We start from the raw sequence: 14,314 nt of genomic DNA, 5'->3' as shown, positions 1-14,314 counted from the left end.
AGGCGCGGCAGGCTTGTAGGCGCGGCAGGCAGGGGCGCCGGCGCACATCACCCCGGCTGCAAGCGGTTGCGGCGCGTGCCCTGCCTCACAGCTGCTGCTGCACCTGGGCCAGCGCAGCCGGATCTTCCATGGTGCTGAGGTCGCCCGGGTCGCGCCCCTCGGCCACGGCCTGCATGGCACGGCGCAGCAGCTTGCCGCTGCGCGTCTTGGGCAACGCACTGACGAAGACCACGCGCGAGGGCCGGGCCACGGCGCCCAGGCGCGCATCGACCAGCTTCATCACGTCGGCCTCCAGCGCCGCGCGCTCGGCCTCGCCTTCCAGCGCCGTGCGCGGCACGGCAAAGGCCAGCGCCGCCTGGCCCTTGAGCGCATCGGCCACGCCGACCACGGCGACTTCGGCCACATGGGGGTGGGCGGAGATGCATTCCTCGATCTCGCGCGTGCCCAGGCGATGGCCGGCCACGTTGATCACGTCGTCGGTACGGCCCAGGATGAAGAAGTAGCCGTCCTCGTCGCGTATGCCCCAGTCGAAGGTGCTGTAGATCATGCGGCCCGGAATGCTCTTCCAGTAGGTGTTGACGAAGCGCTGGTCGTCTCGCCAGACGGTCTGCATGCAGCCCGGCGGCAGCGGTCCCTCGATGGCCAGCACGCCCTTTTGCCCGGCGCCGCGCAGCTCCTCGCCCGTGGCCTCGTCGATCAGCTTGACGTCATAGCCATAGACGGCCTTGCCCGGGCTGCCGAAGCGCGTGGTCTGCTGCTCCACGCCGTTGCACAGCGTGAGGATGGGCCAGCCGGTCTCGGTCTGCCAGTAGTTGTCGATGATGGGCTTGCCCAGGGCCTGGCTGATCCACTGCGCCGTGGGCTCGTCCAGCGGCTCGCCGGCCAGCCACAGCGCCTTGAGGCTGGAGATATCGTGGCGGTGCAGGTACTCGGCATCGTGCTTCTTGAGCACGCGGATGGCCGTGGGCGCCGAGAACATGTGGGTGACCCGGTACTTCTCCACGATGCTCCACCAGATGCCCGCGTCGGGGCGTATGGGCAGGCCCTCGTAGAGCACGGTGGCCATGCCTGCGATCAGCGGCGCATAGATGATGTAGCTGTGGCCCACGACCCAGCCGATATCGCTGGTGCAGAAGAAAGTCTGCCCTGCCTCGGCCCCGAAGATCAGCGGCATGCTGGCGGCCAACGCCACCGTGTAGCCGCCCGTGTCGCGCTGCACGCCCTTGGGGCGCCCCGTGGTGCCGCTGGTGTAGAGCGTGTAGCTGGGGTCGGTGGATTCCACCCAGGTGCAGGCGACCTGGGCGTCGGCGTGCAGCGCACGCAGGCTGGTCCAGTCGTGGTCGCGGCCGGCGCGCATGGGCGCAGGCGCCAGGCCACGGTCCACGATGAGCACGGCCGCTGGCTTGTGGCTGGCCAGTTGCAGGGCCTCGTCCAGCAAAGGCTTGTAGGCCACGACGCGCCCGCCGCGCGAGCCCGCGTCGGCACTGATGATGACCTTGGGCTCGGCATCGTCGATGCGCGAGGCCAGCGCCGCCGACGCAAAGCCGCCGAACACCACCGAATGGATGGCACCCAGCCGCGCACAGGCCAGCATGGCAAAGGCCGCCTCGGCAATCATGGGCATGTAGATCTGGACGCGGTCGCCCTTTTGCACGCCCAGCGACTGCAGCACGGCGGCCATGCGCTGCACCTCGGCATGCAGTTCGCGGTAGGTATAGACCTTCTCGGTGCCGGTCTCGGTGGAGATGGCGATCAGAGCATTCTGGTCGGCGCGCTCGGCCAGATGCCGGTCCACGGCGTTGTGGCAAAGATTGGTCTGGCCGCCCACGAACCACCTGGCGAACGGCGGGTTGTCATAGTCGCAGATGCGCTGGGGCGGCACATGCCAGTCGATGCGGCCGGCCTGCTCGGCCCAGAAGGCATCGCGCTCCTGGATGGAGCGGCGGTGGAAATCGTCGAAACGCGGGGCCATTGTCTGTCTCCTGTCGTTGTCATGGATTGGCGGCTTCTGAATTCATAATTATTCATAATGCGCTTGCCCAAAGCTGACAAATCCTGCACAGCGGCCCGGGCCGGCCCCCTCCGTCCCATTCGTCTTGCATGGCCCCGCCTTGCGACGGGCGTAAAAAAAGGCGCCGTGCAGGCGCCTCGACGAAAACCATCGCTTCAGCCGCTTACTTGACCAGGGCCAGCAGATCCTTGAAGGCCGGGTGCTCGCAGCTGCGCAGCCACTCGAAGGCCACCATCTCCGTGGTCACCAGTTCGGCACCCGCGCCTGCCAGGCGATCGAAGGCAGCATCGCGGTTGCGCTCGGTGCGCGAGCTGCAGGCATCGGTGACGACCCAGACGTCGAACTCGTCTTCCAGCAGTTCCAGCGCCGTCTGCAGCAGGCAGACATGGGCTTCGCAGCCGGCAATCACCACCATGCTGCGCTCGGGCGCCTGCTGCTGGGGCTTTTGCAGGTGCTTGGGCAGGCTGCGCGCATTGCCGCCCTGGGGACGTGCAGGCGGACGCAGCCACTCGCCCAGTCCTTCGGACACGGCGCTGAAATGCATCTTGGACAGTGTCCTGTCGCACAGCGCGCGCAGTTGGGCATCGTTGGCACCCAGGCGCGAGAGGTTCTGTTCGGTGCCGAACACCGGCACTTCCACCAGATGCGCCAGACGAGCCAGTTTCACGGCATTGGCCAGGACTGCCGGGCCCTCGAAGATGGCCGGCATCAGGCGCTCCTGGTAATCGACGAGTACAAGCTGGGAGTCGGAGGCTTCAAGCAGCATGGCGGATCTTTCTTGGAATACGAGGCGGCGCGGGCCGCCCTTCTTATCGGAAAACAGGACAGCCCGCTATTGTCGCAGCTTGGGGGCCATCACCGCCGGGCGCCGGCGATTCCTGAGGTGGCTCAAAAACCCGGGCCTTCGGGGGTCTTATCGAATTTGTCCTACGTTTTTGCGTGGTAATCTCGCGCCCCATGTCCCGATGGCTTATCGCACTCCTGTTCGTCAGCGCCACTGCACACGCGGCTCCGCCCGAGCTGCGTGACGACGATATGAACCAGCTGCTGGTCAACCGCAGCCTCATCTCGCAGCTGCGCGAAGCCCGCCACCACATGGCGGAGCGCACTTCCGACTTCGTCAAGGAAGCCCGACAAAGCGTCGCCGAAAAGACCTCCGACCTGGTCGTGACCGCCATGGGCTTCATCGGCGTTCCCTACCGTCGCGGCGGCAACAGTGCCGAGACCGGCTTCGACTGCAGCGGCTTTGTCCGTGCCATCTACTCCGAGACCCTGGGCAAGGTCCTGCCGCGTCGCGCTGACCAGCAGGCACAGGCCACGGAAAAAATCGACAAGAACGAACTCAAGCCCGGCGATCTGGTGTTCTTCAACACCATGCGCCGCGCCTTCAGCCACGTCGGCATCTATGTCGGCGACGGCAACTTCATTCATGCCCCCCGCACCGGTGCACAGGTGCGCGTGGAAAGCATGCAAAGCGCCTACTGGGCCCGCCGCTTCGATGGCGCCCGTCGCGTGCAGGACTCCGACGGCCTGGGCCTGGATGCCAGCAAGGCTGCCTTGGCCATGCAGATGCAGGCAAGCCAGCTGCAGTAACCACGGCGGGCTGTCTGCCCTCCCCCAGTCCAGGCGCCTGCAGATGCAGGCGTTTTGTTTTTCAGGGCACTGCACTGCCTTCGTCCCAGGTTGAGACGCTGTCCGACAGGGCCGGCATGCGCCGGGCCCTAGAGTCGCGGCATGGAAGCTTCAGTTCGGAGAAAAGCATGATGTCCTTGATTGGCACCCTCATCGTTGGCCTGGTCGTTGGCCTGCTGGCGCGCGCACTCAAACCCGGCGACGACAGCCTTGGCTGGATCATGACCATCCTGCTTGGTGTGGCAGGATCGTTTCTTGCCAGCTATGTCGGTGTCGCCATGGGCTGGTATGAAGCCGGGCAGCCCGCTGGCTGGATCGCCTCCATCGTTGGCGCCATCGTCATCCTCTTCATCTACAGCCTGGTGCGCAGCAAGAGCGCACGCTGACCGCACCGGTGCCAGCCGCCTCCTCCGGCTGGCGCATTCTACTGATCGACATCTGCCCCGGACCCACTGGCACGCATGATCTTTCGCACATCGGACAAGACCCCTCCCCCTCCACCACCGCGCCACGATGTGGCGCAGGCCGCAGAGAGCGCGCGCAAGCTGCTGCACCGGCGTGCGCTGGTGGGAGCCGCAGCCAGCAGCCTGCCGATCCCGGGGCTGGACTGGCTGGTTGACGCAGCCCTGCTGGCGCGCCTGCTGCCGCGCATCAACCGTGAGTTCGGCCTCACGCCCGAACAGCTGGACAGGCTGGACCCCGGCAAGCGCGAGCAGGTGCAAAAGGCCGTGGCCATGGTCGGCTCGGTACTGATCGGCAAGCTGATCACGCGCGACATGGTGGTGCGCCTGGCACGCGCTGCCGGCATGCGCATGACGGCAACCCAAGCGGCAAAGTACGTGCCGCTGGCCGGCCAGGCTGCAGCGGCCGCGCTGGGTTACGCCACGCTGCGCTACCTGGGAGAGCGCCACATCCAGGACTGCATTCGCGTGGTCGAGCAGGCGGAGCTCGACATTCCCTCGCATCTGCCCACGCAGCTGGAACGCACGGCCCGCAAGGTCGAGCAGACCGACAAGCAATTGCATGAGCACGGCAAAAGCAAGGGCGAGGGCGAGCCCGGGGCCGAGCCATCCGGCAAGCGCCCGCGCTTTTGGCGCCAGCCGGACCGCGGCCCCTGGGGCCGCTCCCAGTAAATGGCGATCAGCCCAGGTCCGAGGCGCGGTGGCGCTCCGGCACCTGGGTGGCCTCGTCTCCCCAGGTGCGATTGACGCGGCGGCCGCACACCACCGCCGGCCGTTGGGCAATCTCGCGGGCCCAGCGCATCACATGCGTGTACTCATGGGCCGCCAGGAACTCGGCCGCGCCGTACACCTCGTTGAGCACCAGTGCGCCATACCAGGGCCAGATGGCGATGTCGGCAATGCTGTAGTGCTCTCCCGCAATGAAGGCGTGCTCGGCCAGCTGGCGATTGAGCACGTCCAGCTGGCGCTTGGTTTCCATGGTGAACCGGTTGATCGGGTACTCGAATTTTTCGGGAGCATAGGCATAGAAATGACCGAAGCCGCCGCCCAGGTAAGGCGCCGATCCCATCTGCCAGAACAGCCAGTTCAGCGTCTCGGTGCGTGCAGCGGGTTCGGCAGGCAGCAGCGCGCCAAACTTCTCGGCCAGGTACAGCAGGATGGAGCCCGACTCGAACACGCGCACCGGCGGCTCCACGCTGCGGTCCACCAGCGCGGGAATCTTGGAATTGGGGTTGACCTCGACAAAGCCACTGGAGAACTGGTCGCCATCGCTGATACGGATCAGCCAGGCGTCGTACTCGGCGCCGCCATGGCCCAGCGCCAGCAGCTCCTCCAGCATGATGGTGACCTTCACGCCGTTGGGCGTGGCCAGCGAATACAGCTGCAGAGGCTGCTGCCCCACCGGCAGTGTCTTGTCGTGGGTCGGCCCGGCGACCGGGCGGTTGATGTTGGCGAAGGTGCCGCCCGAGGGCGCAGGCTGCCATACGGCGGGCGGGACATAGGTGGAGCGGTCGGACATGCAGGATTCCTGTGGTTCGCGGGCATGGGAAAGGCGCCCGGCTGAAGGCCATTGTCCAGCCCCTGACACACTCCTGCCGCCGCGCGCAGAACGCCGCCACGGCGTCCGGGGATTTGCCACAATCGTTGCATGACTGCAGCCCCCACACCCTCCGCCCGCCAGTTCTGGCTCATGAAGAACGAGCCCGACGAATACTCCATAGACCATGCGCTGGCCGCGCCGCAGGCCACCATTGCCTGGGACGGGGTGCGCAACTACCAGGCGCGCAACTTCATGCGTGATGCCATGCAGGTCGGCGACGGGGTGCTGTACTGGCATTCCAGCTGCGCCGAGCCCGGCATCTACGGCATCGCCCGCATTGCCGGCAATCTGCGCACCGACGCCTCGCAGTTCGACCCGGCCAGCCCGTACTACGACCCCAAGTCTTCTCCCGACAAGCCGCGCTGGCTCACGCTGGACGTGCAGGCGCTGCGCAAGACACGCACGCTGCAGATTGCCGAGCTGCGCGCGCATCCTGAACTGGCGCAGATGCGTGTGCTGCAAAAGGGCAATCGGTTGTCGATCACGCCGGTCACGCCCGAGGAATGGAGCTTCATCGAAGGCCTGCTCAGGCACGGCTGAACACGCCTCGCACGGGCTGCTTTCTTACAAGCAAGAAGCCTCTTTCCTGCACTCCTGCCCTGCATCGGCCGCTATGCTTTTGGGCATTTGCGAACCTGGATTTCGCAAGCTGGAGGGACCATCTTCGTGCGCTGGCGAAAATCAAAAGCAAAAACAACCACTGGACCACTCAAGAGCGGCATGGCCGCGGCGCCAGGCCGCCTGCGGCTGGCGCTGCGCGATGCCATCGCCGCCTCGCTGGGCGCCATGCTGGCCTGGGAACTGTCCCACTACCTGCTGGGCCACCCCAGACCCGTCTTTGCCGCCGTCACCGCCCTGGTCTGCCTGGCGCCCGGCCTGCCCAGCCATCTCAAGCAAACCTGGGGCCTGGTGCTGGGCTGCGCCATCGGCATCATCGTCGGCGAACTGGCCTGGCTGCTGCCCGACACCATTCCCCTGCTGCGGCTGAGCCTGGCCTCGCTGGTCGCGCTGTCGCTGGCCGCCATGCTGGGGCAGCCGCCTGTGGTTCCGATACAGGCCGGCGTTTCCGTGGTGCTGGTCCTCAGCATGGGGCCCAGCGCGGCGGGCGAAACCCGGCTGGTCGACGTGCTGGTCGGCGCAGGCGTGGGCCTGATGTTCAGCCAGGTCATCTTCACGGCCAATCCGCTGCGTGCCGTATCACGTTCGGCAAGCGCGTTGCTGGGCCAGCTGGCCGACGGGCTGGACGCCACGCTGCGTGCCACCGCCACCCACGACACACCCGACGCCACCGTGGCACTGGGCCAGCTCACGCGCAGCAGCGATGCGCTGAGCGCGCTGCGCACCGCCATGACGGAGGCGCAAAGCGCCAGCCGCTGGTCCGTGCGCGGACGCCTGGGTGGCGCGGCACTGCAGACCGTCACGGCGCGCTACGACCGCCATGCCGTGCGCCTGTACGCCAGCGCGCTGCTGCTGGGCGAAAGCCTGGTGCGCGGAATGTCGCATGACAGCGGCCTCATGCCGCGCGCCATCGTCCTGCACTGTGAATGGCTGATCGAAGCCTGCCGGCAACTGGCCGCCAATGGCAACGTGGTGGCCCTGCAGCCCGACGACGCCCTGGCCAGGTTGGCCGCCTCGGCCCCCCAGGCGCCCACCCAACCGCTGCCTGAGGCCTGGCTGCCCGCGCTGGACCACGCACGACAGATGGAAGAGGCCCTGAAGGCGCTCACAGGTTCGCGCGACGCGTGATCAGGCGGCAGCGCGTTCGCGCTGCCTTGCAGGCGCCGCGCTGATGCGGGCAATGGCGCCGGCCAGCCACCAGCCGATGGCGCACATGGCCGCCGTCACCACCCAGGTCCACTGCCATCCGCCCGCCTGCACTGCCACGGCCGCCACCAGAGGCGGCCCTGCAAACTGGCCCACGCTGGACCATTGCTGCATGAAGCCCACCGTGGTCGAAACAGTGGACTCATCGGGGGCAAGCCGCACGGCCATGGAAAACAGCGTGCCCGGAATCAGTCCCCCCGCTGCCGAGAACACAACTACCGCAGCAAAGCGCAGCCACAAAGGTGCCAACGGCTGGCCTTGCCATTGCACATAGGCCAGCAGCGCGCACAACGCCATGCAGCCGAAGCCCATGCGCAGCGCCCGCGAGGCGCTCCAGCCGCCTTGCAGCAGACGGCCCGATGCCACATTGCCCACCATGTTGGCCAGCGCCACCACGGCCGTCAGCGTGCCCGACAACGCCGCTCCCAGGCCCGCCTCAGCATAGACCGTGGGAAGAAAGCCGATGACGGCCATCCACTGTCCCGAATACACGGCAAAGCCCAGCGCCACGCACCAGGGGCCAGGGCTGCGCAAAGTCAGCGCCAGGCGCGGACGCCACCCCCCGCCAGCCGCCGACGTGCTAACGGGTGCCTTCGGGCCGTCTGCCGGCACGCCGTACCACACGGCGGCGCAAGCCAGGGCAGAGACCAGCCCCAGAAGCAGCCACCACAGCGGCCAGGAAGCCCAGGCCATCACCCAGGGACCCAGCAGCAAGCCGATGGCACTGCCCAGCGGCATGTAGGTGCCCCACCAGCCCATGCGCGCGCTCAGATCGTGCGGCGCCACGCAGCGGCGAATCAGCCCTGGCCCCGGCATGGCGACCAGCAGAAAGCCCAGTCCTTCCACGGCGCGCAGGGCCAGCAACGGTGCAAAACCCGTGGCGATGGCGCCCAGGGCGCTGGCACCCGCCATCAACAGCAGGCCCGCCAGCATGCTGCGCCGCAGTCCCCAGCGGTCAGCCCCCAGGCCCACCACCAGGCCCAGCAGCATGCCGGCCACCTGCACGGTGGAAAGCAGAAAGCCGGCCTGCAGCAGGGACACGCCCAGCTGCTGCTGCAGCACCGGCACGGCCGGCGGCAGCTTGCCTACATGCAGGGCCGCGCTGACGCCGGCCATCACGACGATCCATGAGGGATGCACCCCCTGCCTTGTTGTTTCCATTGGATGCGGTTTCCTGGGGGCACATGCCGTGCGCCCTGTGGGTGATGTGTGAAGTATCGAAAGCATAGGCCAAGCGGCGCCCGCAAGCAGCGCCCCTGGCATCTGCCCACCAACCGGCTTGCGGCAGCGGGCATCGGCAGCGCATTCGACATAGCCCGTGGCACTGGAACGCCCAGGTGAGGCGCTCCAGCTGCGCGGCCAGGCATTTCCGTTGCCCAAAAACAGCTTGGCCTGCGAGGCACCCCATGGCACCTCGCAGGCCTTGCATGCCGGGCAGAGGTCGCATGCGCTGCGGCCTTTCGCCCGTCCTCCCCCACCGATTCCTGTCAGGCCTTTATGGCATCACAGCCTCAGCTTGGCACTGGCCAGCAACACACCGAAGCCCACCAACATGCCGCCAAAGGCCCGGTCTATCCAGTGCCGTACGGCCAGCAGCCGGGCACGAACCCGCTGTGCGGAAAAGCACAGCGCCACGATGCAAAACCAACCCACATGGGCCAGCGAGATGAACCCGCCGTACGCCAGTTGCGTGGCCAGAGATGTGTCCTGCCCCACGATCTGCAGGAACAGGCTCACCACAAACACCGTGGTCTTGGGATTGAGCGCATTCGTCAGAAAGCCCGTGCGCAGCGCCGCCATGTCGGACAGTACGGCAGCCGGCTGGCTGGCCATTTCTCCGTCCGGCCGGCTGCGCAGCATGGTCACGCCCAGATAGATCAGATAGGCTGCACCCAGCAGCTTGACCACATCGAACAGCCAGGTGGCCTGCTGCATCAGCAACCCCACACCAAGCAAGGTATAGCTGACATGGACCAGCACGCCCAGGCCTATGCCCAGCGCCGTGAGCATGCCCGCGCGGCGCGAGCGCAGCAGGCTGTTGCGCGTGACCATGGCGAAATCCGCCCCGGGGCTGATCACGGCCAGCAAGGTAATGGTGACTACAGCTATCCATTCGGTCATGCATTCTCCGTTCGACTCAGTGCAACGCGGGATAGTATTGGCCTTCCATGAAAATACATAACGATGTTTTCTGACACAGTTAGTGAACTCAATTCACAGACTCCCAGCAAGCGGCTGCCGTCGTTGCAGGCCCTGCGCTGCTTCGAAGCGGCCGCCCGGCGGGAGAACTTCAGCAAGGCAGCTGAAGAGTTGCATCTGACCCACGGCGCCATCAGCCGGGCCGTGCGCCTGCTGGAAGACGATCTGGGCGTGACCCTGTTTGACCGCCGCAGCCGCCGCGTCTTCCTGACCGACGCTGGGCGCCATCTCGCACAGGCCGTGCATGAAGGCCTGGAGCGCATGCGCCAGGCGACGCAGGAGTTGCGCGCACGCGCGCGGCATGCGCGCCGCTGGGTGCTGTCCTGCGAACCCACCTTGCTGATGCGCTGGCTGATTCCGCGCTGGCCACAGTTCCAGCAAATGCATCCCGAGCTGCAACTGCACCTGGTGGCCGGCGGTGGCCCGTTCTCGTTTGCGGACGGGATCGACCTGGCCATACGGCGCGACGATTTCGCCCTGCCCGCAGGCTGCCATGCCGAAACGCTGTTCGCAGAGCGCATAGGCCCGGTCTGCCGGCCCGATCGCCTGGCGCAATGGTGCGACCGCCCCGCGCAAGAGCACACGCCCAGGCTGCGCGCCGATGCGCCCTTACTGCAAAGCCGCACGCGCCCTGGCGCCTGGGCCACCTGGGCCGAGTGCAGCGGCCAGCCCCAGCCCTCGGGACCGCAGCTGCAGTTCGAACATTTCTATTTCACGCTCCAGGCTGCCGTGGCCGGAATGGGCGTGGCCATAGGCCCCTGGCAACTGGTGCGCGACGACATTGCCAGCGGCGTGCTGGCGGCGCCCATGGGCTTTGTGGAGGATGGATCGCGCTATTGCCTGCTGTCCCCTGCCCCGCCTGCACCGAATGGCGTGCACGCCCAGTTGCTGCAGTGGCTGCGCTCCCAGGCCTGAGCCGGCCTGCGACCCGTACTACCCCCCCAAAGCACAAAGGCAGCCGAAGCTGCCTTTGTGTCCTTGCCCGTTCCGAAGGCCGGGCGTTGCGCTTACTTGCGCTGCGGCGGCAAGTCCGTGCAGGAGCCGTGCGCCACCTCCGCCGCCATGCCCAGGCTCTCGCCCAGCGTGGGGTGAGGATGGATGGTCTTGCCGATGTCCACGGCGTCGGCACCCATTTCAATGGCCAGCGCGATTTCGCCGATCATGTCGCCTGCATGCGTGCCGACGATGCCGCCGCCCAGGATGCGGCCATGGCCATGCGCCTCGGGGCTGTCGTCGAACAGCAGCTTGGTGACGCCTTCGTCGCGGCCATTGGCAATGGCGCGGCCCGATGCCGTCCAGGGGAAGACCCCCTTCTTGACCTTGATGCCCTGGGCCTTGGCCTGGTCCTCGGTCAGGCCCACCCACGCCACTTCCGGGTCGGTGTAGGCCACGCTGGGGATCACGCGGGCATTGAAGGCGCTGGCGGCCAGCTCCTTGTTGCCCTGCAGTTCACCGGCGATGACTTCGGCGGCCACATGGGCCTCGTGCACGGCCTTGTGCGCCAGCATGGGCTGGCCCACCACGTCGCCGATGGCGAAGATGTGGGGCACGTTGGTGCGCATCTGGATGTCGACTTCGATGAAACCGCGGTCCGTGACGGCCACGCCGGCCTTCTCGGCGGCGATCTTCTTGCCGTTGGGCGTGCGGCCCACGGCCTGCAGCACCAGGTCGTAGACCTGGGGCTCGGGCACGGTGATGCCGTCCTTGGCGGGCGCGAAGCTGACCTTGATGCCTTCGGGCGTGGCTTCGGCACCCACGGTCTTGGTGTTGACCATGATGTTGTCGAAGCGCGGCGCGTTCATCTTCTGCCAGACCTTGACCAGGTCGCGGTCGGCGCCCTGCATGAGGCCGTCCATCATCTCCACCACGTCCAGGCGTGCGCCCAGCGTGGAGTAGACGGTGCCCATTTCCAGGCCGATGATGCCGCCACCCAGGATCAGCATGCGTTTGGGCACGCTGGCCAGGTCCAGCGCGCCGGTGGAGTCCACCACGCGCGGGTCCTTGGGCATGAAGGGCAGGTGCACGGCCTGGCTGCCGGCGGCAATGATGGCGCGCTTGAACTGCACGATCTTCTTGCTGCCGGTCTTTTCCTGGCCGTCGCCCGTGGTCTCTTCCACCTCAAGGTGATTGGCACCGACGAAGTTGCCGTAGCCGCGCACCACGGTGACCTTGCGCATCTTGGCCATCTGGCCCAGGCCGCCGGTCAGCTTGCCGATGACCTTGTCCTTGTGTCCGCGCAGCTGGTCGATGTTGACCTCGGGCGCGCCGAACTTGACGCCTGCCACTTCCAGGTGCTTGACCTCGTCCACGACGGCCGCCACGTGCAGCAGCGCCTTCGAGGGAATGCAGCCCACGTTCAGGCAGACGCCGCCGAGGGTCTTGTAGCGCTCGACGATGACCACGTTCAGGCCCAGGTCGGCTGCGCGGAAGGCGGCAGAGTAGCCGCCAGGGCCACCGCCGAGCACGACCACGTCGCAGTCATAGTCGGCCACGCCACCCGCGTAGCTGGCTGCCGCAGGAGCAGGGGCCGGGGCCGCTGGAGCCGGCACGGCAGGTGCCGCGGCGCTGGCGGCTGCAGGAGCCGCAGCGGCAGCCTGGGGCGCAGCGGCCGCCTCGCCGGCAGCCTCCAGCGTCAGGACCACGGAGCCCTCGGCGACCTTGTCGCCGAGCTGCACCTTGAGTTCCTTGACCACGCCGGCATGGCTGGAAGGAATCTCCATGGAGGCCTTGTCGGACTCCACGGTGATCAGAGACTGATCCTTGGCGACGGTGTCACCGGGCTGGACCAGCAGTTCGATCACGCCCACTTCGGCGAAGTCGCCGATGTCGGGCACCTTGATGTCGATGATTGCCATGTGTCGGGCCTCCGTTTACAGCAGGATGCGGCGGTAGTCCGCCAGCACCTGACCCAGGAAGGCATTGAAGCGCGCGGCCGAGGCACCGTCGATGACGCGGTGGTCATAGGACAGCGACAGCGGCAGCGTCAGGCGCGGCACGAACTGCTTGCCGTCCCACACGGGCTTCATCTGGCCCTTGGACAGGCCGAGGATGGCCACTTCCGGGGCGTTGATGATGGGGGTGAAGTTCGTGCCGCCGATGCCGCCCAGCGACGAGATCGAGAAGCAGCCGCCCTGCATGTCGGCAGCGCCGAGCTTGCCATCGCGGGCCTTCTTGGCCAGCTCGCCCATTTCCTGGCTGATCTGCAGGATGCCCTTCTTGTCGGCATCGCGCAGCACGGGCACCACCAGGCCATTGGGCGTGTCTGCCGCAAAGCCGATGTGGAAGTACTGCTTGTAGACCAGGGTGTCGCCGTCCAGCGAGGCGTTGAACTCCGGGAACTTCTTGAGCGCCGCGACCACCGCCTTGATCACGAAGGCCAGCATGGTCACCTTGACGCCGCTCTTCTCGTTCTCCTTGTTGGTGGAGACGCGGAAAGCTTCCAGGTCGGTGATGTCGGCCTCGTCGTTGTTGGTGACGTGGGGGATCATGACCCAGTTGCGCGACAGGTTGGCGCCGCTGATCTTCTTGATGCGCGACAGGTCCTTGCGCTCGACCGGGCCGAATTTGGCGAAGTCCACCTTGGGCCAGGGCAGCAGGTCCAGGCCGGCGCCGCCGCCGGAGCCGCCCTTGGGAGCCGCCGCAGCCTGGGCCTTGGTCTGCACGGCACCGGCCATGACGGACTTGGTGAAAGCCTGGATGTCGTCGGCCGTGATGCGGCCCTTGTTGCCCGAGCCCTTGACCTCGTCCAGCGGCACACCCAGTTCGCGGGCGAACTTGCGCACGGAGGGCGATGCATGGGGCAGCTTGCCGGTGGGCGCCACGGTGGGGTTGTGTGCAGGTGCAGCGGCAGGAGCCGATGCTGCAGCGGCAGCCACCGGAGCTGCAGCGGCCGGGGCAGCAGTTGCCGGTGCAGGGGCTGCAGCAGCAGGTGCCGGGGCCGCAGCCTGGGCTGCAGGCGCGGCAGCGCCCTGCACGCTCATCTGGCCGACCACGTCGCCCACATTGACCGTGTCGCCGATCTTGAGCGTCAGCGCCGTGATGGTGCCCGCTGCGGGCGAGGGGATCTCCATCGAGGCCTTGTCGGATTCGACAGTGAACAGCGATTGCTCTGCCGTCACGGTGTCGCCGACCTTGACCAGCATCTCGATCACGGCCACGTCCTTGAAGTCGCCGATGTCGGGAATCTTGATATCGATCTGCGTGGCGGCGCCCGAGGCCGCAGGCGCGGCAGCGGGAGCAGCGGCCGGCGCAGGCGCAGATGCAGGCGCAGCAGATGCAGGCGCTGCCACGGGAGCCGGGGCAGCAGCTGCCGGTGCCGGTGCCGCAGCGTCTGCGGTCTCGATCACGGCAATGATGCTGCCTTGCTTGACCTTGTCGCCCAGGTTCACGCGCAGCTCCTTGAGCACGCCGGCGTGGCTGGACGGAATCTCCATCGATGCCTTGTCGGACTCGACGGTGATCAGCGATTGCTCGGCCTTGATCTGGTCGCCGGCCTTGACCAGCACTTCGATCACACCGACTTCATCGAAATCGCCGATGTCCGGAACTTGAATGTCTACCAATGCCATAGGTGTCTCCCGTTCTTAC

At 67.0% G+C, this 14,314-nt stretch carries 13 protein-coding genes; 6 read left to right on the top strand and 7 right to left on the bottom strand.

The features are described from left to right. Window positions 1–85: 85 nt before the first annotated feature. Together AAN986_RS12705 and AAN986_RS12700 are read right to left on the bottom strand one after the other, a co-directional pair. Window positions 86–1,972, bottom strand: a complete 1,887-nt coding sequence (locus AAN986_RS12705; RefSeq protein WP_047217025.1) for a propionate--CoA ligase — start codon at window positions 1,970–1,972, stop codon at window positions 86–88. 202 nt (window positions 1,973–2,174) lie between these two features. Continuing rightward, window positions 2,175–2,777: an isochorismatase family protein gene (locus tag AAN986_RS12700; protein WP_047217024.1), complete on the bottom strand. Its 603-nt coding sequence runs from the start codon at window positions 2,775–2,777 to the stop codon at window positions 2,175–2,177. 191 nt (window positions 2,778–2,968) lie between these two features. On the opposite strand from AAN986_RS12700, the gene AAN986_RS12695 reads away from it, so the two are divergent. From AAN986_RS12695 to AAN986_RS12685, 3 genes are all read left to right on the top strand, one after another. Continuing rightward, window positions 2,969–3,604 carry a C40 family peptidase gene (locus AAN986_RS12695; protein ID WP_016447097.1) on the top strand — a complete coding sequence of 212 codons (636 nt, stop codon included), beginning with the start codon at window positions 2,969–2,971 and terminating at the stop codon, window positions 3,602–3,604. A 167-nt stretch (window positions 3,605–3,771) separates the two neighbouring features. Then, window positions 3,772–4,029: a GlsB/YeaQ/YmgE family stress response membrane protein gene (locus tag AAN986_RS12690; protein ID WP_012205794.1), complete on the top strand. Its 258-nt coding sequence runs from the start codon at window positions 3,772–3,774 to the stop codon at window positions 4,027–4,029. Window positions 4,030–4,104: 75 nt separating this feature from the next. Further along, window positions 4,105–4,776 (top strand): hypothetical protein, encoded by a 672-nt coding sequence (locus tag AAN986_RS12685; RefSeq protein ID WP_034365900.1) that lies wholly within the window; start codon window positions 4,105–4,107, stop codon window positions 4,774–4,776. Window positions 4,777–4,783: 7 nt separating this feature from the next. On the opposite strand, the gene yghU is transcribed toward AAN986_RS12685, so the two are convergent. Then, window positions 4,784–5,623: a glutathione-dependent disulfide-bond oxidoreductase gene (gene yghU / locus AAN986_RS12680; RefSeq protein ID WP_047217023.1), complete on the bottom strand. Its 840-nt coding sequence runs from the start codon at window positions 5,621–5,623 to the stop codon at window positions 4,784–4,786. 129 nt (window positions 5,624–5,752) lie between these two features. Between yghU and AAN986_RS12675 the strand changes: the two genes are divergently transcribed. After that, the gene (locus AAN986_RS12675) at window positions 5,753–6,244 is read left to right on the top strand and encodes an EVE domain-containing protein (RefSeq protein ID WP_016447100.1); all 492 of its coding nucleotides are present in this window, start codon (window positions 5,753–5,755) and stop codon (window positions 6,242–6,244) included. Window positions 6,245–6,424: 180 nt separating this feature from the next. Continuing rightward, the gene (locus tag AAN986_RS12670; protein ID WP_047217022.1) at window positions 6,425–7,450 is read left to right on the top strand and encodes an FUSC family protein; all 1,026 of its coding nucleotides are present in this window, start codon (window positions 6,425–6,427) and stop codon (window positions 7,448–7,450) included. On the opposite strand, the gene AAN986_RS12665 is transcribed toward AAN986_RS12670, so the two are convergent. Together AAN986_RS12665 and AAN986_RS12660 are read right to left on the bottom strand one after the other, a co-directional pair. Continuing rightward, entirely contained in the window at window positions 7,451–8,689 is a 1,239-nt protein-coding gene (locus AAN986_RS12665) for an MFS transporter (protein ID WP_047217021.1), read from the bottom strand. Window positions 8,690–9,031: 342 nt separating this feature from the next. Further along, complete coding sequence (locus AAN986_RS12660) at window positions 9,032–9,649, bottom strand: LysE family translocator (protein WP_016451705.1); 618 nt, start codon at window positions 9,647–9,649, stop codon at window positions 9,032–9,034. Between the two features lie 63 nt (window positions 9,650–9,712). Between AAN986_RS12660 and AAN986_RS12655 the strand changes: the two genes are divergently transcribed. Next, complete coding sequence (locus tag AAN986_RS12655; protein ID WP_016447104.1) at window positions 9,713–10,642, top strand: LysR family transcriptional regulator; 930 nt, start codon at window positions 9,713–9,715, stop codon at window positions 10,640–10,642. A 92-nt stretch (window positions 10,643–10,734) separates the two neighbouring features. Here the strand turns inward: AAN986_RS12655 and lpdA are convergent, their stop codons facing one another. Together lpdA and aceF are read right to left on the bottom strand one after the other, a co-directional pair. Further along, window positions 10,735–12,582, bottom strand: coding sequence for a dihydrolipoyl dehydrogenase (lpdA, locus tag AAN986_RS12650; protein ID WP_034365904.1), 1,848 nt, complete (start codon window positions 12,580–12,582; stop codon window positions 10,735–10,737). A gap of 15 nt (window positions 12,583–12,597) precedes the next feature. Then, on the bottom strand, window positions 12,598–14,295 hold the full coding sequence (aceF, locus tag AAN986_RS12645) for a dihydrolipoyllysine-residue acetyltransferase (protein ID WP_047217019.1): 1,698 nt from the start codon (window positions 14,293–14,295) through the stop codon (window positions 12,598–12,600). Window positions 14,296–14,314 lie beyond the last annotated feature (19 nt).

The organism is Delftia sp. DS1230, from assembly GCF_040112715.1.
GTDB classification, from domain to species: domain Bacteria; phylum Pseudomonadota; class Gammaproteobacteria; order Burkholderiales; family Burkholderiaceae_C; genus Comamonas; species Comamonas tsuruhatensis.
The sequence above is the reverse complement of the archived record's forward strand: the minus strand, read 5'-3'. Positions and strand labels throughout refer to the sequence as shown.

What these genes read in the sequence shown, in the direction of transcription:
- AAN986_RS12675 (WP_016447100.1), top strand. Translation starts at nt 5,753, where the DNA reads ATGACTGCAGCCCCCACACCCTCCGCCCGCCAGTTCTGGCTCATGAAG.
- AAN986_RS12665 (WP_047217021.1), bottom strand. Translation starts at nt 8,689, where the DNA reads ATGGAAACAACAAGGCAGGGGGTGCATCCCTCATGGATCGTCGTGATG.
- AAN986_RS12705 (WP_047217025.1), bottom strand. Translation starts at nt 1,972, where the DNA reads ATGGCCCCGCGTTTCGACGATTTCCACCGCCGCTCCATCCAGGAGCGC.
- AAN986_RS12700 (WP_047217024.1), bottom strand. Translation starts at nt 2,777, where the DNA reads ATGCTGCTTGAAGCCTCCGACTCCCAGCTTGTACTCGTCGATTACCAG.
- AAN986_RS12690 (WP_012205794.1), top strand. Translation starts at nt 3,772, where the DNA reads ATGATGTCCTTGATTGGCACCCTCATCGTTGGCCTGGTCGTTGGCCTG.
- AAN986_RS12670 (WP_047217022.1), top strand. Translation starts at nt 6,425, where the DNA reads ATGGCCGCGGCGCCAGGCCGCCTGCGGCTGGCGCTGCGCGATGCCATC.
- AAN986_RS12660 (WP_016451705.1), bottom strand. Translation starts at nt 9,649, where the DNA reads ATGACCGAATGGATAGCTGTAGTCACCATTACCTTGCTGGCCGTGATC.
- AAN986_RS12685 (WP_034365900.1), top strand. Translation starts at nt 4,105, where the DNA reads ATGATCTTTCGCACATCGGACAAGACCCCTCCCCCTCCACCACCGCGC.
- yghU (WP_047217023.1), bottom strand. Translation starts at nt 5,623, where the DNA reads ATGTCCGACCGCTCCACCTATGTCCCGCCCGCCGTATGGCAGCCTGCG.
- aceF (WP_047217019.1), bottom strand. Translation starts at nt 14,295, where the DNA reads ATGGCATTGGTAGACATTCAAGTTCCGGACATCGGCGATTTCGATGAA.
- lpdA (WP_034365904.1), bottom strand. Translation starts at nt 12,582, where the DNA reads ATGGCAATCATCGACATCAAGGTGCCCGACATCGGCGACTTCGCCGAA.
- AAN986_RS12655 (WP_016447104.1), top strand. Translation starts at nt 9,713, where the DNA reads ATGTTTTCTGACACAGTTAGTGAACTCAATTCACAGACTCCCAGCAAG.
- AAN986_RS12695 (WP_016447097.1), top strand. Translation starts at nt 2,969, where the DNA reads ATGTCCCGATGGCTTATCGCACTCCTGTTCGTCAGCGCCACTGCACAC.